Source organism: Candidatus Zixiibacteriota bacterium (genome assembly GCA_036480375.1).
GTDB lineage: Bacteria > Zixibacteria > MSB-5A5 > GN15 > JAAZOE01 > JAZGGI01.
In genome coordinates this window covers 41579-62498 of sequence record JAZGGI010000031.1, presented here as the reverse complement: position 1 = coordinate 62498, position 20920 = coordinate 41579, and the positions used below count along the sequence as shown (strand labels likewise).

The 20920-nt window shown below is 45.3% G+C and carries 12 protein-coding genes; 11 read left to right on the top strand and 1 reads right to left on the bottom strand.

All coding sequences use genetic code 11. From position 1 onward, the window contains the following. From V3V99_10155 to ggt, 5 genes are all read left to right on the top strand, one after another. The coding region (locus V3V99_10155; GenBank protein MEE9443014.1) for an Ig-like domain-containing protein at nt 1-5066 on the top strand (5066 nt) is incomplete at its 5' end. Between the two features lie 360 nt (nt 5067-5426). Then, complete coding sequence (locus tag V3V99_10150; protein ID MEE9443013.1) at nt 5427-6383, top strand: T9SS type A sorting domain-containing protein; 957 nt, start codon at nt 5427-5429, stop codon at nt 6381-6383. 191 nt (nt 6384-6574) lie between these two features. Further along, the gene (locus V3V99_10145; protein ID MEE9443012.1) at nt 6575-9817 is read left to right on the top strand and encodes a T9SS type A sorting domain-containing protein; all 3243 of its coding nucleotides are present in this window, start codon (nt 6575-6577) and stop codon (nt 9815-9817) included. A gap of 354 nt (nt 9818-10171) precedes the next feature. Further along, a complete protein-coding gene (locus V3V99_10140) occupies nt 10172-12373 on the top strand; it encodes a beta-galactosidase (GenBank protein ID MEE9443011.1) in 2202 nt (733 codons plus the stop codon). A gap of 69 nt (nt 12374-12442) precedes the next feature. Beyond that, nucleotides 12443-14155 carry a gamma-glutamyltransferase gene (gene ggt / locus V3V99_10135; GenBank protein ID MEE9443010.1) on the top strand — a complete coding sequence of 571 codons (1713 nt, stop codon included), beginning with the start codon at nt 12443-12445 and terminating at the stop codon, nt 14153-14155. Here the strand turns inward: ggt and V3V99_10130 are convergent. Continuing rightward, entirely contained in the window at nt 14152-15366 is a 1215-nt protein-coding gene (locus V3V99_10130) for a polymer-forming cytoskeletal protein (GenBank protein MEE9443009.1), read from the bottom strand. The two genes, ggt and V3V99_10130, sit on opposite strands and share 4 nt — an antisense overlap. Before the next feature lie 145 nt (nt 15367-15511). Here V3V99_10130 and V3V99_10125 point away from each other — a divergent pair, with 145 nt between their 5' ends. From V3V99_10125 to V3V99_10100, 6 genes are all read left to right on the top strand, one after another. Continuing rightward, the gene (locus V3V99_10125; protein MEE9443008.1) at nt 15512-15925 is read left to right on the top strand and encodes a carbon starvation CstA family protein; all 414 of its coding nucleotides are present in this window, start codon (nt 15512-15514) and stop codon (nt 15923-15925) included. After that, complete coding sequence (locus V3V99_10120; protein ID MEE9443007.1) at nt 15832-17250, top strand: carbon starvation CstA family protein; 1419 nt, start codon at nt 15832-15834, stop codon at nt 17248-17250. The genes V3V99_10125 and V3V99_10120 overlap by 94 nt, the downstream gene beginning before the upstream one ends. A 108-nt stretch (nt 17251-17358) precedes the next feature. Next, a complete protein-coding gene (locus V3V99_10115; GenBank protein ID MEE9443006.1) occupies nt 17359-18921 on the top strand; it encodes a GGDEF domain-containing protein in 1563 nt (520 codons plus the stop codon). 41 nt (nt 18922-18962) lie between these two features. After that, nucleotides 18963-19946 (top strand): glycoside hydrolase family 3 N-terminal domain-containing protein, encoded by a 984-nt coding sequence (locus tag V3V99_10110; protein MEE9443005.1) that lies wholly within the window; start codon nt 18963-18965, stop codon nt 19944-19946. Nucleotides 19947-19949: 3 nt separating this feature from the next. Then, nucleotides 19950-20567, top strand: coding sequence for a GyrI-like domain-containing protein (locus V3V99_10105; protein MEE9443004.1), 618 nt, complete (start codon nt 19950-19952; stop codon nt 20565-20567). A gap of 3 nt (nt 20568-20570) precedes the next feature. Continuing rightward, a complete protein-coding gene (locus V3V99_10100) occupies nt 20571-20906 on the top strand; it encodes a VOC family protein (protein ID MEE9443003.1) in 336 nt (111 codons plus the stop codon). Nucleotides 20907-20920 lie beyond the last annotated feature (14 nt).

Below are 20920 nucleotides of genomic sequence, written 5' to 3'. Positions count from 1 at the left end.
ACGCTCCTGTTGTTTCAGATATTCCTGATCAGACGATAGCTGAGGGTTTGAGTTTTGCTACTATCAATCTTGATGATTATGTGACAGATGTAGATAATACTGACGCTGAGATGCTGTGGAGTTATTCGGGTAATACCGGGCTGACAGTTTCAATAGATGTCAATCGTGTGGCGACTATCACGATTCCATCTACGGAGTGGAACGGTTCGGAAACGGTAACGTTTACTGCAGAAGACCCGAGTTTGGCGACGGGCAGTGACGGGGCGATCTTTACGGTGACAGCCGTAAATGACGCTCCTGTTGTTTCAGATATTCCCGACCAGACGGTTGCGGAAGGAGCGAGCTTCGCCACGATAAATCTTGATGACTATGTATCTGACGTTGATAATCTCGATACCGAAATGAATTGGAGTTACAGTGGGAATACCGAACTTACTGTCGCGATTGATATCAACCGGGTCGCTACTATTGCGATTCCATCTACCGAATGGAACGGTAGTGAAACGATAACATTTACTGCTGAAGACCTGAGTTTGGCAACAGGTTCTGACCCCGCGGCATTTACCGTAACGGCAGTAGGCGACGCTCCGGTTGTAACGGATATTCCGGATCAAACAATTGCAGAAGGGGCGACATTCGCGGCTATCAATCTTGATGATTTTGTCAGCGATGTTGATAATGCCGATGACGAAATTACATGGAGTTATTCGGGTAATACCGAGTTGACAGTTTCAATAGATGTCAATAGAGTAGCAACCATTACAATCCCCGATGCCGATTGGAGCGGTTCTGAGATGATAACGTTTATCGCCTCTGACCCGGGACTTATGACCGGCAGTGATGCGGCGACATTTACGGTTACACCGGTTAATGACGCTCCGGTGGTGGCTGGTATTCCGGATCAGACAATAGCCGAGGGCGCCTCATTTGCTACTATCAATTTAGATGATTATGTCAGTGACGTTGATAATCTTGATACTGAGATGACATGGAGTTATTCGGGTAATACTGAGCTGACAGTTTCGATAGATATTAATCGTGTGGCGACTATCACGATTCCAAGTGTTGAATGGAATGGCTCGGAAACGATCACTTTCACCGCGGGAGACCCGAGTCTGGCGACGGGAAGTGATGATGCGATATTTACGGTAACGGCTGTCAATGACGCTCCGGTACTGGCGGCGATCGGGCCGCAAACGGTATTGGAGGGTGGTAATTTAAATCTGACAATCACCGCGACTGACGCGGATGGAACTATCCCGACTCTCGCGACTTCAGCCCTTCCGGCCAACGCGAATTTCGATGATATAACCGGAATCTTTGACTTTAATCCTGATTTCACCCAGGGTGGTGATCATTTTGTAACGTTCTATGCCACCGACGGATTAGAAACCGATTCGGAGATTGTCCAGATTACGGTAACCAACGCCAATCAGCCGCCAGTGCTCAATCCTATCGGCGCTCAAACAGTGGCCGAAGGCGCGAATTTGAATCTCACGATATCCGCGACCGATGCCGACGGAACGATTCCGACGCTTTCGACCTCGGTTTTACCGGCCAACGCCACATTTGACGCGGTCCTTGGCATCTTCGATTTCAATCCTGATTTCACTCAGGCGGGTGACCATTTTGTTACCTTCTATGCCGATGACGGCATTGATATTGATTCGGAAATCGTCCAGATTACAGTTACCGATGCCGGTAATCAGCCTCCGGTCCTGGATCCGATAGGTTCCCAGATAGTCTATGAAAACGCCAATCTGAACTTAACCGTGACGGCGTCCGACCCTGATGGTACAACACCGACTCTGTCCGCGACGGGAGTCCCGGCCAACGCTTCCTTCAATGACATCACCGGTTTATTTGACTTCAATCCGGATTATACTCAGGAAGGCGTATATAACGTCATCTTTAAAGCCTTTGACGGAATCCTGGTTGACTCCGAAGTGGTAGTTATAACGGTTCTGAATACTAACCGCCCGCCAGTGCTTGATCCTATCGCGACTCCGCAAGCGGTCAACGAAGGTGGGAATCTTAATTTCGTAGTCACCGCTTCCGATCCTGACGGGACGCCACCGACGTTGTCAACGTCGGTTCTGCCGCCGAACGCGACCTTCGACGCTTTGACGGGAATCTTTGATTTTACTCCATCGTTTGATCAGGCCGGCAGTTACGATATCACGTTCTTTGCTGATGATGGGTCCGCTTCAGTTTCTCAGCTGGTGACGATAAATGTCGCCGATGCCGGAAATCAGGCTCCAGTATTGAATCCGATTGGCGCTCTGTTTGTCACCGAAGGTACTAACTTAAATGTTTTGATAACGGCTACCGACCCCGATGGAACCATTCCGACTCTGACGGCCATAAATCTACCCGTCAATTCGACCTTCATTGATAACCTTGACGGAACCGGTACATTTGATTTCACGCCCGATTTCACTCAGGCCGGAGTATATGGGGTTACGTTCATTACTAGCGACGGTATTCTGGCTGATAGTGAGTTTGTTTTAGTTTCCGTCACCGAGCTCGGTAACCAGGCTCCGACAATGGATCCGATTATCAGCCCCCAGGCGGTCAATGAAAATGACACTCTGATTATTCCTTTATCGGCCTCGGATCCTGATGGGCATAACGTAGTATTCAGCTACACCTCTAACCAGCATATGTCGGGAATTACGCTCACCGACAACCTTGACGGAACAGGGACGTTTATGTATGCTCCCGATTTCAGGTCGGCCGGCGTAGATACCGTCCGTATTTACGCAACCGATGACGGCAGCCCTCAGCTTTCCGATATTGCCATAGTTGAAATAATCACGATTGAAATAAATCAGCCGCCGACGATCGATCCGATTGGTCCTTTTGGAGTCAGCGTCGGCAAGACTCTTGAATTTACAGTAACTGCTTCCGATTCCACTACTGACGGTTCTGGCCGAGTTTTCCTGACCGCCTCTGGTGTTCCCAATAACGCTACTTTCGTAGATCAGGGTGACAATACCGGATTGTTCAGATTTACTCCGGATAATAGCCAGGCCGGCGTTCTGACGGTCAAGTTTATCGCCATTGATGATTCACCCTCACCGATGTCAGCTTCGATTGATGTTGAAATTACCGTGGTGGCCGGGAATGCTCCGCCTGAAATCGCGGAAATAATGCCGCAGATGATACCGGAGGGCGAGACACTGATATTGACGATTTCGGCCTCCGATCCAGACGGCGGAATTCCAACCTTATCAGCCGAGAATTTACCGGATAGTTCGTCATTTGTGGACAACCTCGACGGAACCGGCATGTTTACTTTCTCACCGACCTTCGTGATGGCGGGTATTTACGGAGTTGAATTCCGAGCCAGCGATGGTTTTGATATTGATAAAGTAAATGTTCTGATTCAGGTTCTTGAAGCGGGTAATCAGGCTCCGGTTCTGGATCCAATACCTCCTCAGACGGTGACGGAGGCGACTGATTTAACATTTGCAATCAGCGTTCTTGATCCCGATGAAACTATTCCGACCCTGACCGCAGAGCAGGTTCCCAGCGGCGCGACGTTCACCGACAACGGCGATGGTACGGCCAATTTCTCATGGCAGCCGGGTTATACTCAGTCGGGAGTTTATGATATCCTGATTATCGCGAGCGATGGAGAACTGGCCGACACGCAAACGGTCACAATAACGGTTGAGGATGCCGGAAATCAGATGCCGATTTTAGATCCGATTGCCAGCGTTACCGTCAATGAAACCGCTGCAATCAGCTTTGATGTAACCTGTTCCGATCTAGATATGGTTGTGCCGATACTATCTACTTCGACCTTACCGAGCACGGCTACCTTCGTAGATAACGGCAATTATACCGGGAGCTTTGAATGGATAACTTCGTATGCCGATTCCGGAACTTATGATATTGCATTCTACGCGACCGACGCTGATGACGCGAATATGATTGATAGTGTCATCATTCAAATCGTGATTAATGATATCAACCAGATGCCTTATTTGCTTGAGATTCCGCCGGGTCAAAACAAGACGGTGGCCGAAGGCGGTACTCTGGTATATAACCTATCCGGCTTTGATCCCGATGGCATTCCGCCCCGAATGATCATGGTTCAGAACACACCTAACTTTGATTTTGTTGACAACGGTGACGGCACCGCGACTCTGACAATGACGCCGGATTATACCCAAGCAGGAATCTACGCCTTAATATTTGCGGCTTATGACAACGATCCCAATTACCCGGATGATTTTGGAACCTTTGGACCGATCAACTTTACTATTACAAATACACCGATCGCTCCAATTCTCGAACCGATCGGTCCGCAGACGGTCGTTGAAGGTGACACGCTTGATGTTTTAATCACCGCAACCGATCCCGGAAGCGGGACCCCTGATATTATTGTTGAGAATAATCCTGCGAATTCAGCCATCTTATTCTCAACTGGCATGCCCAAAACATTCCGATTTACGCCCAATTACGTTCAGGCCGGAACTTATGATGTTCTCTTTATAGCCCTCCATGACGGTTTGGCTGATTCGGAATATGTATCGATAACGGTTCAGGAAGCAGGCAACCAGGCCCCCATTTTCACTTCTCCGTCCGATACGATGACGGTAATATTGGGAGAATCAATCGAATATCATATTCAGGCCATCGATCCTGATCTTGATCCAGTATTCTTCTGGATGATAAATCCTCCGCCCAACTCAGTCTTGGTCGATTCGGGCAACGGTGCGGCGAGCCTGACATTTACTCCCGACGCCTCTCAAAATGGCGCTATGCATCTGTTCCGTTACGTTGTTGAAGACCCCGCCGGTTTAACGGATACATTATTTAAGTGGACCCGGGTGGCGACCTTCCTGCGAGGTGACGCGAATAATGACGCTACGGTAAATATTGCCGACGCGATCTTTATTGTCAACTTCGTTTTTAAGCAGGGTGATCCGCCGATTGTCATGGAAGCCGCGGATGTCAACAATGACGGTATCGATGGTCCGCGAGTTAATGTCGGTGACGCTCTCTATCTGGTGAACTTTATCTTCAAGTACGGGCCACCGCCGATTGAGGATTAAAAAACATGAATATGCCGCGAATATCAGGTAATCGCGGCGTATAACTTATTAAAATGGAGGCGGATACAAGGAATTTACAAACGGCGTCAGAGCCATTTAATATCAGCATGGGCTTAGTCGGTTAAATTAAATGCCTTGACATAATTGAACCAGGCTAGTATTTTAGTAGTACCCTCCACCGCCGTATAACAAAATAGAAAAAAAGTGTCATTTTTGTATTGACTGGCACCGAATTTTTCGTACTTTGTTTTGACGTATCTTTTTTACATGCGTCTATAAGGTATGAGAAAGAGCAAAATGGAAAACAATAAAAAATTAAACAATGAGCGCAATAATGAATGCGCATGGAGGCATGAGCGTATGAGAATTTTACTGTTAACGTTTTTAACCGTTATGTTAATGTCGTTTGGCGTTACTCAGGCGGCTGATTCGGTTGCGATTGCTTTATATAATGTTACCGACGGCGCCTATGTGACCAATGGTTCGACCATTTACGCCGAAGACGGCGACGGTAACCCTAATTTATATCGAGTTGAAATGTCGCTTGAGAATGATGTGATACTGGGCGGCATGTCCCTCGGCCTGGTTTTCAAGGGCGACGCGGAATTGAATATCAACTGGGAACCGCAAGTAGGCGGATGGGATTCTACGGGTAATAATGGCGGATTTGTAACGGTTGAGGGTTCCAGTCGTTTTGATCCTTCCCCGACAGGATCGTTTGATATGGGAGGATTTCTTATTGCCCAGGTCAGCACCGATTCTCTTGCTCCGGATTCTGTTTTGCCGGGTGGAGCTGCCATGTGGAATGGTATTCCCGCAGGCGCCATGGAGCACATGATTAATTATTATTTTTCTCTTAATGTTCCCGGAGGCGCTACGGTTGTATTTACTGTTGACTCAACCAAAATCGGCGCCAGCGGCGACTGGACTTATGTGACTCTAGGGGGGTCGACTTTCGATGCGGCATTTAGCGGCGCCATTGAAGTTACGGTCGAGCAGTCTACAAGTAGTGCGGCCGGTGATAATCCTGCCATCGCCTACACCTATGGTTTAGAGCAGAATTATCCGAATCCATTTAACCCGGTGACTCGCATTAATTATTCATTAGCCCGCAAGAGCAATGTTGATATCGCTGTTTTCAATATTCTGGGTCAGAGAGTCAATACCCTGATGAGCGGTGAAGTCGAAGCCGGTCCCGGTTTTGTCGAATGGCATGGCGATGACGACAGTGGTCAGGAAGTCGCGTCCGGTATTTACTTCTACAAAATGGTCACCGATGAATTTGTAGAAACCCGTAAAATGGTTTTGATGCGATAAGTTTGCATGAGTTTTTTCAAAAGCCCTCCTTTATTTGAGAGGGCTTTTTTTTGGTATTATTGGAAATGGCTCAGTCAATTTTGCATCAGACAGTACTATATTAATCCCGGATTGGTTAATATTGTATAATACTATTGACTATATTCCGGAATAGGTTAATTTGAGTAAACGGATATTTGGTTCCTGAAAATATGAATTGGAAATTTTTCAAAGTTACTACAATTGTTATTGCCCTTATTTCTTTCCCGGCATTCGCTTTGGCGCAAAATAATCCGCCGGTTATAACCCCGATAGCCGATACGACGATTATTGAAACCACCGAACTGGTTTGGAAAATCGAAGCGACCGATCCCGATGTGGGGGATGATATCAGTCTCTATATGTCGCCTTCGGATATTAATCCGATTTTTAGAGGTAATGCTTTATTTGTCGATAGCGGAAATGGCGCCGGGTCATTTACTTTTTCAACAGGTTATGACAATGATGGTTTTTACCCGCTCACATTTTCTGCCCATGACGGAACCGATGAGGATTTTTTTGAAGTCACTATCATGGTTCTGGATTCCAACCCTCCTCCAGTACTTGATCCAATCGCCGATACATCCGTTATTGAAGGGGACAGCCTGATATTCGACGTTACCGCCTCAGATCCAGATGGCTCGGCTCCGAATTTGAGCGCCTCATATTTACCCGAGAATGCGATTTTTCCCAACAGCAGTACCGGCAGTGGGACATTTGAATTTGCCCCTGATTATACGCAGGCCGGAGAATATGATGTTTGGTTTTACGCCTACGATTTGGATAACACCGATTCGGCAGTCGTGCGCATAACGGTTATTGACGCCGGCAATCAAATCCCCTCAATTGAGCCGATAGAGCCCAAAACCGTTGTCGAGCGTACAAATCTGTCATTTACAGTGATGACATCCGATCCTGATGGGACATTTCCAGCTATTACAACCTCATCGCCTCTTCCCAATAACTCTTCATTTATAGATAACGGCGATGGAACCGGATTGTTTTCCTTTACTCCGGATGAAACTCAATATGGAACGGGCTCGGCAGATACTTCGGTGACGTTTTTCGCCAGCGACGGGATTGAGACGGTCTCGGAAACCGTCGTGATAACGGTTATCGGCCCCAATGAGCCTCCAATAATTGAACCTATACCGGATAAAGAGATTCCTGAAAATGATACCCTGACCTTTTTTGTTATCGCTTCCGATCCTAACAATATCGGAGTGACATTATCGGTTGACTCTCTTCCGACCAATAGTGATTTCACAAATAATGGTGATACCGGCATATTTATTTTCAGGCCTGATTATACGCAGGCCGGATTTTATACCGTCTATTTCATGGCTTACGACGGATTATTTTATGATACCGCCGCCGTCGGAATCACTGTCACGGATGCCGGCAACCAGCCGCCCGAATTTATTCCGATAGACTCGCAAGTGGTCGCTGAAGGCGATATTCTCAATTTTACAGTATCAGCTTCCGATCCGGAAGGCAATGACGTCTATATTTTTATGCTTGATACGCTGCCGAATAGTTCGTTCAATGAATTAACCGGGGAATATACATTCAGTCCCGGGCCTACTCAGGGCGGTATTTACGATGTAGATTTCCTTGCCACCGATAGCATCGAAGGCACTCCCCAGTTCGATTCAAGCCAGCTAACGGTTACCATAACCGTGGAAGAAGGAGATTTTCCTCCGGTACTGGATGATATCGGGGGACATTTTGTTTATGAAGGTCGCAAACTGGAGATACAAATTACCGGCAGTGATCCAGAAGAGATATTCCCGGAAATCTCTATATCGCCACAGCCCGATGATTCTGTTTTTAACGGAAACGCGTCATTTGTCGATTTCGGAAACGGAATCGCGATTTTTGAATTTTCTCCTGATTTCAATCAGGTTGAATCGGGATCTCAGTTTATAAGTGTCACGTTTTATGCCCGAGATAATTATGACGTCGATTCGGAGATAGTCGTCATCACCGTTTATGACGTTGGCCGCGATGATAATGATCCGGGTGAAGCCGATACTATTGATATTTCAGGAGGCTTTTGGGATGGGGCCCCTGAAGGCTTTTCGATAACATCTCGAATTTATAATGATTCGGCCGTCGGCGCGGGAGGAACCGGGTTTAAATGGTCAGAAAACTGGATAAACTGCGATTCCATTGTTGTGCATTTGCCAATAACTGCGACCGATTATAAGACGTCATTTGTATCAAACGACAGCGCTTATCTGTATGTTGGATTTATATTTTTCGACAGTACTTATCTTGACTCAGGTCGACATGATTATTTCACTGCCTATTTCAGTTATGAAAGTGAATCAATTGATATTGATACAATCTGGTCACACGGGTCGGGCATATATTTCGACACCGCCAAGGTCGGAAACACCGGTGAGTTTGGGCTTGATTGGCGTATTCGTACGGGGCCTCTTAAAACCGATTTGGTAACCGATAATATTATTAGCGGCAACAGCGATTTCGTTTATGTCCCCCTCGTAAAACTGAATTCGGTGCTGGCCGCATTTAATTCGGTAAGTCTGGCCGTTTATGACAAAATCGATGGCAAAATCCTGGGTGACAACGATACTATCTATGTCGATAGCAACGAGCGAGGTTATCAATTATTGATAGGCATTGAAAATCCCGAAAAAATCGGCGGGCTGCAATTCGGCATCAAGATTTATTCACCCGATGGAGCCTCCTGGATATATGACGCGCAAACCGAAGGCCTGGGACCACTCACACAGGCTGTAACGCTTTCAGAAAATGGCAGGATGGAAGATCACGAAGCTATCTGGCCGATATCGGGAGGATTGATCGTCAGCGAAAACGATATTGACGGTCTTGATTCAGACAATTTGAGCTTTTCGGCTTCGGCGGTACCATCGATTGAAGGGGGGCTGCCGCCCGGCTTAAATCAATATCAGTTTGCCGTCAATTTCATTCCCAGTGGCGTTGTAAACGACGAAATTAGAACGATTTGCTTTGATTCGATTTCGACTGCGGGGTTTTTGGGTTTGCTGGATAATGATGGAAATCAAATATCTACTGAGTTTGGAGGAAATATTTGCTTTCCTGTTGCATATCTTAATCCATCTCATATTGTCACTGAGGATATTCTCCCGGGAGTTTATAGCCTGGAACAGAACTATCCCAATCCCTTTAATCCGGCCACAACTATCGGGTTTACGATAGGACAGCGAGGCCGTGTTAGAATTGATATCTATAATATAGTGGGCCAATTGATACGAATTTTGGCCAATGAGCAATATTCCGCGGGATATCATGAAGTGGTCTGGGACGGCAAGGATGGTCGTAGACAACGGGTATCATCAGGTATATACCTGTATCGTCTTGATTCAAAAGAACTTAACGATATCAAGAAAATGATTTTATTGAAATAGCCTCACATTTTAATTCATGACACTAATTTCCAAATTCTATAACTGAATAATATACAATAACTTATTCGTCAAGATACACACGCAACATGTGATTTCATGTAAATGACTATTTAATAACAACTTATGTATTGAACAATAAACTTTATATAAATTTTTTCCTGGAGTGAAAAAATTCACTATTGAAAGATCATGCAATTCAAGGTAATACAATAAAACTGTTTGCAACACAAAGACTTGGAGAGAGGTATTTGGCTCCAAAAAATGTTTTTTATTGACTTTTCGGGTTAATTTTGTTAAAATCATATCACGGCTTAATGGGCCAGTTTTTTATATGGTTGAAAATCAAGGAGTTATATGTTAGGCGTTGATCAAAACCGGTTGACTATCGGCAAAGATATTTACTATCCATTTTCTGTGGAAATGCACTATTTCCGGGTAGAAAAGAGATATTGGTCGATATGCTTCGAACGAATTAAGAGGGCTGGGTTTAGAATTATTTCTACTGCCGTACCCTGGAATTTGCATCAGAGCCGAAACAAAGACATAGATTTTAACGGATTTCAGGATTCAAGGAAAGATTTAGTAGTTTTTTTGGAACTGGCGAGAGAATTTGGATTCAAAGTGATTTTGAGACCGGGACCGTGGATTTCAGGACAATGGAAAAACGGTGGTATTCCTGATTTTGTCGTTAATGATCCCGAACTTTTGGCCCGCGATGCCAATGACGATGAAATAACGCTGATAGACTCTACCGGCGTAGCGGGAGGTAAGCTTGTCAGCTACATGCATCCTCATTTTCAGCATTATCTTAAGAATTATTTTAAGAACCTTATTGAAACGACGCGCAATTATATTCATCCGCGGGGCCCGGCATTCATGGTGGAGTTCGATTTTGAGACATCGTTTTGTCACCGCACCGGAGCCGGTGATGCCGATTATAACGACTATGTCATCAAATCGCTCTATCCGGCCTTTCTTGATCAGAAATATGGCGAGATAAAGAACCTTAATACTTTATATAAAGAGAAAAACAAAGATTTTACTCAGGTTGAGCCGCCTCGGGATTTTACCGGATTTGATTTGAAGCACATGCCCAAGGTGTTTGACTGGTTTTTATTCAAAGAATGGTATCTTTCGGAATTTTTAAGCAGCATGGAGGATTTATTTAAATCATACACTGTCCTGCCGTTTTTCTTTCGTTCTCTCTATTTCAAGAGCGAGCATCCCTTACCTGCATTTTCGTTAAAAACAGAGGGGGATGAGGAGCATTTGCTTGGGGCATCAGTATTTCCCGACGGTACGGCGTTCGATCTTCTGCAAAAGGCTCGCTATATGCGAACCATGACCAATTTCGCCTGGGCGCCGTCATTTATATCGGGGAGTATGACGTCGGACAAGAAAGAATCCGAGCATATGTTTCCTATTACAGACGGTCGAAGGAGATTTTTTATCGCGGCCGGATTGGCAGGTGGATTTAAGGGTTTCAATCATTATATGTTTGTCAATCGTGATCATTGGTACGGCGCTCCTATTGATCACGATGGAGCAATCGGAACCGGTTTTGAAATAATTAAGCGACTGAATATTGCCATACCCAAAATGGGTGTTAATGTTATTGAGCCTGATAATTCTCTGGCGGCGGCCTTCTATCGGCCTTATCAGTGGCTGTCTGAGTTTGATAAACCCAAAGTATTTGGCTATATTGAAAAGCTATTGCGTGAAACATTCAACGGTGCCTGTCGAGATTTCAGCAGACTGTGTTTTGATTATGGCGTTGGCGATATATCCGACGCTGAAAAACTACATAAATTCAAAACGGTTCTGATTCCCATTTGTGAATTCATGTCGCAGAAAGCCCAGGAGAATATAATTCAGTTAGCCGAAAAGGGGATTAATGTAATTTTGGTTGGCTTGATGCCTAAATTTGATGAATTAGGGAAAGAGAATTCACCACTTTCCAAGAAGCTTAGAATTAAGACAACAGTTGGCGAGGGCATCGGCTCGATTGATTTTAAGAAATCCGAGTCATTTCTATCATATATTTATGGTACTATCAGAACTACCGACGTCAAAAATAAGAAACTGGCAACTGCCAGGGGCAAGACGGTCGGTGTTCTATCTTCGCGGCTTAAAGGCAAAGTATTTTTCTTTAGTTATGATATAGCGTCGGGAGGCGACTTTAGAAAACTCAAACATCTTGAACAAATTCTTGCGATGACAAAATTATCCAGCCAGATATATGTCTCGGACCCTAATGTCGAAGTGGTTTTGCATAAAAACGAAAAGAATTTTGTATTATTTTTATTGGCTCCTCCCGCCGGCGACCTGAGTGATGCGACCGATATGAGGAACAAGGATATTTTATTACGCATCGATCTCCGTAAGGTTGGATTTAAGGGTACCAAGATAAAATTGATCGATCAATTCGGAAATAACGACGCGGAGGATCCGGCTGAACGAGACGAACCGATTAAGACCAGCGTGGACGAATTGAAAAACGGAATATCTTTGAATATTGATTTTCCCGACGCCAAAATGTTTTTGATATCCAAGTAATATGAGATTGACTTATGATTAAAGCAGCCGAAAGTCGGTTGCTTTTTTTTTGAGATTTGGAGTTTGATTATGAAAGCAGGACCCAGGTTCTTTCTAATTCCGATAGCATTTATATTCGTACTGACAAGTTTCTCATCGTGCGGGCAAGTCGCCTCCGAAAAGATTTTTCGTAACGGTGTTGTTGTCTGCTCGGATCCCATGGCCGCGAATGTAGGTTTGGAAATTTTGAAAGCGGGCGGCAATGCGATCGATGCCGCCTGCGCAACGGCTATGGCGTTGGCCGTAACGCTCCCCCGGGCGGGAAATATTGGTGGGGGAGGATTCGCCTTAATTTATCTGGCCGAATCTCAGGAAGTTCGTTTTCTTGATTTCCGGGAAACGGCACCGGCCGGAATTAAACCGGAGATGTACTATGATTCTCAGGAAAATGTTGACAGAGACAAAGCCCTAATCGGCCCGCTCTCGGCCGGGACGCCCGGCACAATAGCGGGATTATTTGAAATGCATAAGCGTCTGGGAAGAATGCCATGGTCGTCATTGGTAGTTCCGGCCCGGTATTTGGCCGATACCGGGTTTGCGATACTCAATCATTTTGAGTCATACATTATTGAGTATTCGGATGATTTGGCACTGTATCCCTCAACAGCAGAAATATTTTTTCCGGACGGGCGTCCTCCAATATCGGGCAGCCAATTTATACAAAAAGATTTGGCCTGGACTCTGGGCTTAATTGAAAGAAATGGTCGCGACGGATTTTATACCGGGACAGTAGCCCGCAAGATTGCAGAATTTTGCGCCGCCAACGGCGGCGTCATATCCGAAGAGGATTTGGCGTCTTATAATCCGAAATGGCGCGATCCGGTTAGTTTTAAGTTTCGTGATCTGGACATTTATGCCCCGGGATTGCCGTCATCCGGCGGAATTGTTATGGGGCAGATCTTATCAATCCTGGATGAGTTTGAGTTGGAGAAATATACGGCCGACTCTCCGCAATATCTCCATCTATTTACAGAGGCTTCTCGAAGAGCGTTTGCCGATCGTGAAAAATATCTGGGCGATCCGGATTTTACTCAGGATTTTACGAAGGAGCTCCTTGATAAAAATTATCTCGCGACCAGGATTCAATCCATAAATGAATCGAAGGCTTCGACCTCAACTGAAATACTGCCCGGGGTACCCAAAGGCAGCTATGAGCCCACGGAAACGACTCACCTTGTCGCGGTCGACAGCGCAGGCAATATTGTCTCATTGACTTATACCATAAATCTTTCGTTTGGCAGCAAGGCCGTGGTAGAAGGATGCGGTTTTTTATTAAATAATGAAATGGATGATTTCGCTATTAAACCGGGGCAGGCCAATGCTTTTGGATTAGTGGGTGGAGAAGCCAATAAAATTGAACCCGGCAAACGGATGTTATCATCCATGACTCCTACAATAGTCTTTCGAAATAACAAACCGTATATGGCCCTGGGATCTCCAGGCGGTTCCACGATTATTTCGGCGGTTACCCAGACTATCATATATAAGCGTATCTTTGGCATGAGCTTGGGAGAGGCCATTCTGGCCCCGAGAATTCATCATCAATGGCAGCCTGATAGTTTGTATATGGAGCAGGAACGCTGGGATGCATCAACTATACAGGATTTAATTTCACGGGGTCATAACGTAAAAGAACGACTGCCTCTGGGAATTGTTAACGCCGCGGCATTCCAGACGGGCGACCATTTCATTGTTGGTTTTTCAGATATACGGACTGAAGGTAGAAGCGTTAGTGGATATTAGCCGGTTAGGTTCGCCGATTGCTTACGGCATTCGTGAGCGCCGAGCAAAATCGCCCCCGCTCCGAACAACATAGAACCAAAATATATTATCCATCCCATGACGGGTACGGTGTATGAAAATGTCAAGGCAATTAATCCGAGAATAAACGCGAAACCTTGTTTTGGTTTGATTCCTTTGCGAAATGCGTTGATAATAAATGATCCCAGGAAAATGGCAAAATAGATTTTGGCGATATAGGCAAAGAGAATAGATAAAAACGCCAGAATGAGGGCGGCCGGTATTCCAATAACTGTAATAGCCAGAATTATCGCGGCAATCGGGGCGGCGCAGATAAAGACAAAACCGATCCCCAGGCATTGAAGCGGTTTTTTCCCGATTTGCTCGGATGCCAGACGTGTATGGCGATTAAGCAGCGGTATCATAATCAGGCCGACGACAAGCGTACAGAACATGAAAAACGACCGGGTATACCAGTCAATACCTTTATCAACCTCAATATCTTTTTCTACCCGATGCCATTTAACATCGCCTTCGATAATCACATCATCTGAGATTCTTATTTTCTTCGGGCTTTTGTATGATACATTTCCGCTAATTTCCGCGGGGTATTCAATTGTTACGATGTTTGCCTCAATATCCAGATCCCCGGCAATTTTCCCGGCTATGATAATTTCGTCTCCACGGACAATCAAATCCCGGCCCACATCTCCCAGGATTCTTACTTCTCCGCCGGTAATGGCGGCGTCATTACCAATTCGAGAGGAACTGCCAAGTTCGACTCGACTGGCTAAAATAATGGCGTCGATGCCTATTTTCCCCACGACCGTAATTTCCTGACAGGCTATTCGCGCCGAACGCTCAATATTTCCCCTAATAAAAGTAGACTGGCTGGCGCAGTTTAGATTGCCCTTAATCAGACCGGAAAAATTCAGTTTCCCTCCGGCCATGGAAAGGTCGCCCAGAATAGTCCCGTCTATAAAGGCTCCCCCGCGACCGCCGTCGTCAGAGCGGGTCCAGGAATATGGGAATGAAGCTCCCCCGCAGGTTAAATACAGATCGCCGGGGATCGTATCATTGGGTGGCAAGGTATAGCGATTACGATTAGAAAATTCAAAGGCGCCGGAATCGCTATATGCTGATAGGCAACATAATAAAACCCCGACGAGGATAAGTAATTTGTTATTGTCCCGCTTCTTAACCATATATTCCATCTGCCTCTCAGCAATATTTACGCATATTGAAAAGCATAGTTTCAAATCTGTTATCCCGCTTGTAGAGTATAAATAAGATTGTTATCTTGATGAGTGAGAGCAACTAAAATTCTGTGGGTTGTTTTCCCTGTGTTTTGGATGGCCTATGAATATATTGATTCCATTCCTGGGGGCTTATTTAATCTTTTGGCTGGGATACAGATTCTACGGCCGATATGTAGCTGAGCGATTAGGCGAGGACGATTCTATTCAAACCCCGGCTAAAAGCCGGAATGATAACAAAGATTTTATACCGACTCGGACGCATATATTGTTTGCCCATCATTTTTCCACAATCGCGGGAGCGGGTCCGATTATTGGTCCGACGATTGGTATTCTCTATGGCTTCGCTCCGGCCTGGCTTTGGGTCGTTTTGGGGACTGTTTCTTTGGAGCCGTTCATGATTATTCGACGCTTTTCGCTTCTATCCGAGAGGGAGGTAAATCAATCGGGGAAATCGCGGGTATTTCTCTGGGAAGGACCGGCATGTTTTTGTTTCTCGCCTTTACCCTCATTATGATCTTTCTGGTGACTTCGGCATTTTTGAGCATGACGGCGATATCATTAACATCGATGTGGCCATTATCAAAATTATCATTAGAGGCCGGACAATCCCTGCTAAAGACGACCGAAGTAAATGGTCAACCGATGGGTATTATCGGTGGTATCGCTTCAACCTCGGTGATTATTATTACCCTCTTTTCGCCTCTGTTGGGATTTTTGATTTATCGCAAATCGATGAAAATGGTTATGGGATATCTTCTGGCCGCGGTTGTATGCGCCATATCAATAATCATCGGTTTTAATTTTCCTATCAATTTGCCGCCAACGGCGTGGATGATAATTATATCAATTTATGTCTTATTTGCGGCCGGAGCGCCGGTCTGGGTGATCCTGCAGCCCCGCGATTTTACTAATGTCCAAATACTGTACGGGGGTATGATTGCGCTGGTATTGTCAATTATTATCGGTGGCTTTGCGGGATTGACTATTTCGTTTCCGGCTTTTTCTCTGCGAGCGGGAATTGAACACCTGGGTTTTGTATGGCCAATGCTCATGATTACCATCGCCTGTGGAGCAATCTCCGGGTTTCATTCATTAGTAGCATCAGGGACATCAAGCAAGCAGGTTCGGGATGAATCATCGGCTCGCCAAATTGGATATGGGGGCATGATCCTTGAGGGAGCTCTGGCGGTTCTGGTTCTTCTGGCACTGGCATCGTCTTTAGGATATTCGGATTATTTGAATATCGTCTGGTCTGATTCAGGTTCCAATCCGGTTTTGGCGTTTGCCCTGGCAGTTGGGGGATTAATAAACAGCAGTCTTGGAATACCGATTTCCATCGGAGCCATACTGGGTATTTTATTAATCGAGGGATTTGTCGTTACAACCCTTGATTCGGCCGTGAGATTAAATCGTTACCTGTTCGAAGAATTTTGGTCGCTGATTTTTAATCCGGTACCAGCACTGTTAAAAAAATTCTGGTTCAATTCGGGGCTCTCGGTCATAATCATGTTTCTTTTGGCTTATTTCAATACCTTTAGACTAATCTGGCCCCTGTTTGGAACGGCCAATCAGTTAATGGCGGCCTTGGCGTTAATCGCCGTATCGGCCTGGCTCTTTCAAAAGGGCAGAAAAAACTGGTTTGCTTTGATTCCGGCGATCTTTATGGTGACTACTACCTTGGCTTCGTTAATTTATTTATTGGTCAATACTTACTTACCATCGGGCAATATGATCTTGATAATTGCCGATATTATTCTCCTGAGTTTATCATTTGGCGTGGTTGTTATATCAATAAGATCCATAACTACTCAAAGCCGCCCCGCCCGACATGTTCGGTAAGCGATTAATCTAAGTTTTCTTCTCTTATAATCTGTTAGAGTTTAACGGGTTAATATTTTAGTCCCCTCGGCCGATATTTGATATTGAGGCAGCTTGAGTGGACAGAATATGAAACTAATATATCGTGAATCGCGATCTATATTACCGCGCGTAGAATCGCTCCATCTATTCACACGCCTGATTATCATATTGGGAGTGACCGCGTATCTTATTTTTGGCGATCTGGCCAAGCAGAATTTCACGCCCCTGGCTATTCTGTTAGGGGTGGAGATTGGTCTGTATTGCGTCTGGTGGTATCTTAATACCAAAAAAAGTTCCGTCAACTCTAATTTATATTTAATGGCGATTGCCATCGATGTCATTCTGATTACGGGAATAATTCATTATACGGGTGGCCTCCACTCTGAGTTCTATATTTTCTATTTTCTCGTAGTATCACTCGGCGCCTATATGATGCCCACTAAACCAACATTACTACTCTGTTTTTTTATTACCACTTCATTTCTTGCTGGTAATTACCAATCCTTGGATCGACTGGACCCGCTTGTTTTTTCGTTGCATTTTGTGGCCATCTGGTTTTACGCCTTGACTGTCAATTATGTCGCCGAATATATCAGGCGCTCGGAAGGCCGCTTACTAAAAGTATTCAATACCCTGAATCGCCGGACCAGCGAGTTGGAAAAAACTCATGCCCAGCTTGAGATGGTGTATGAAAACAGTCGTATTCTGGCGGGGATATTGGATTTTGATCAAATTATTGAAGAGATTATAAAGATTGGCGAGCGAGTTCTCGATTACCCGGCGCTGGGCATTTTGTTGACCGGGCCGGGCAAAAGCTTAATTTATCGAGGCCGGCTCATCGGCGGCAAGAAGGAAACCCGTCTGAAAAAGGCCGGGCGGGACGAAATGCAGTTGGCTTATCGAGTCGTCGATGCCGGTGAACCGGTTCGGGTAGTTGATTTATCCAAACGTAATGATTATCAGTCATTGCTCAAATCGGCCCGGTCGGCGATGCTGGTACCGATGGTGACTCATGGCCGAGCCACCGGTCTTTTATGCGCCGAATCGCCCCGTCGCGGAGTATTTGATGAGCGAGACGAAGCTTTTCTGTCGGTATTGGCTCGTTCGGCGGCGATGGCTCTGGAAAACGCTATCCTGCACCGCAAGACAGAAGAATTGACAATCATCGATGATCTGACCGGAATTTATAATTATCGCTACTTCTCGGATAAAATCAGGGAAGAAAAGAGAAGGGCGGTCAGATATGATCAACCGTTATCACTCATTATGCTCGATATTGACTGGTTTAAGAAATTTAATGACAATTACGGTCATGAGGTTGGAAATCATGTTTTAACTAAACTTGTCGATGTGATTCGGTGTGGAATTCGAGATGTTGATATCCTTTGCCGATATGGCGGAGAAGAATTTATTGTCATATTACCCCAGACTATTGAGCGTGAAGCGTTGAAAATTGCCGAACGAATCCGCAAAGAAGTAGAATTAGCGGAATTTGGCGGTGACGGAATACCTGATTTGAAAGTAACCGTATCGGTCGGGGTCAGCAGCTATCCTGAAAATGGGTTAACCGAAGAAGAGCTTGTCAACGCCGTCGATCAGGCGATGTATCGCGCCAAAGGGTCCGGAAAAAATACTGTCTGCACCGTTTGATTCTTTGAAACTCCCTAACAATTTTCATATATTGGTACATCATGAACGATGCCGCATTACATCCCGGAAAATTTTTTATTATTTCTTTTCCGGAAAATTTACCGTGTGACGAAACCCTTTCTTTTATACAGGACAATCACATCAGTGGCATTATTCTTTTCGGCAATCATTGCGAAGACAGGAGCAGTCTTAAAAGCTGGCTGAGAGATTTCAAAAAGTCTCTGGGGCGAAAATTAATCGTTGCTGTGGACCAGGAGGGAGGCTGCGTGCGGCGGTTCAAGCGCAATTTCCCCGGTCTGGAGTCTCCTCGCTATTACGGATATCACAACAAGTTTGACCAATATCGCGATGATTTGAAACGGGTGTGTGAAGAACTACATGAAACTGGGATAAATATTAATCTCGTGCCAACGGTTGACTTATTCGATACCGATGACGAACATGTTCTCGATACGCGGACCTTTTCCGACGATCCCGAAATCGTATCGCGTTATGCGAGAGTTACTATCGACATTCATCATGAGATGGGATTATTGTGCTGCGGTAAGCATTTTCCGGGATTGGGCCGGTCGGAAAATGATCCGCATCTGTCACTATCGCAATGCAACCTGTCAGAGAAAGATTTTTTTGAGTTTGAGCTCCGTCCATTTTCTGATATTGCATCGCATGGGGTGGATAGTATCATGGTAACTCATTTGAATATACCCAGGGTAGATGAAAACCCGGCGGTGGTTTCACGAGTTGTAATAAATGAATGGTTGAAGCAAAAACTCAAATTTGAAAACGCGGTAATTACCGATGATTTGCTAATGTTGGGTGCCTTGGAAATTGATACGGCACCGAATCTCGCTTTGCGCGCGTTCGAGGCGGGGGTAGATTTTTTATTATTCGGGCAAAAACTGAAACAAACGAAGGATGTGTATCAGGACTTTAGTGAGAAAATGGTGGCCGATTACTTTTCCGTTCAGAGAATCGAAGACGCTGCTTTGAGGGCGGATAATCTTATAAATCAATTGAATAGGTAAGCGATGAAAAAAATTGATTATAAAAAAGAATTTAAGCATTTATACAATCCTTCCAAAAAAGACGTTGAAATCATTGAAGTGCCCCCCATGAATTATCTCATGGTTGACGGTCGAGGCGATCCGAATAATTCTGTAGAGTTTCAGCAGGCGATTGAGGCTCTCTTCAGCGTATCATATGCGTTGAAATTCATCATTAAAAAGAGTGAGATCGGCGTCGATTATGGAGTCATGCCGCTGGAAGGATTATGGTGGTCGGATGACATGGGGGTATTTAATCGCGATGAAAAAGATAAATGGCAATGGACGCTGATGATTATGCAGCCGGACCTGGTGACCGGTGAACTCTATGAGATTGCCTGCCGGGAGATTTCTAAGAAAAAGGAGATTGCCGCCTTGAAAAGACTCCGGTATGATTCTTATTTTGAGGGACGAGTGGTTCAGATTATGCATATTGGCCTGTATTCCCAGGAAGAACCAACGATTGCGGCGCTTCATGCGCATATTGAAGCTGAGGGATACATCAAAAGTGGCAAGCATCATGAAATATATCTGAGCGATATGCGTCGGGCCAATCCGAAAAATTTGAGGACAATTTTGCGTCAACCGATAAAGGAAGGATAAGTTATGCCTTATAAATTCAGCCGCTGTATCGCCATGCAGCATCCCGCGGAAAAGCAGGTTCTGGAATTTTATCGCAATGTTATCGGATTGGAGGTCGTCGGGGAAGGACCCGATGGAGTCGAGCTCAACGCCGACCCGTACCGCCTCTTTCTGGATGGCCGGGAACCGCGGGAATTGATAATGGAATTGATCGTACCGGATTTGGAAAAAGCTCGCGAAGAATTGGTCGCCGCCGGTTGCCGGGTAATTCGCTGGGAAGGCAAAGGGAAATGTTGTTATATTCGCGATCCGTTCGGGCAGCTTTTTAATATCTGGGAAGACCCGGATGCATTCAAATGAATCTCATGCGTGGT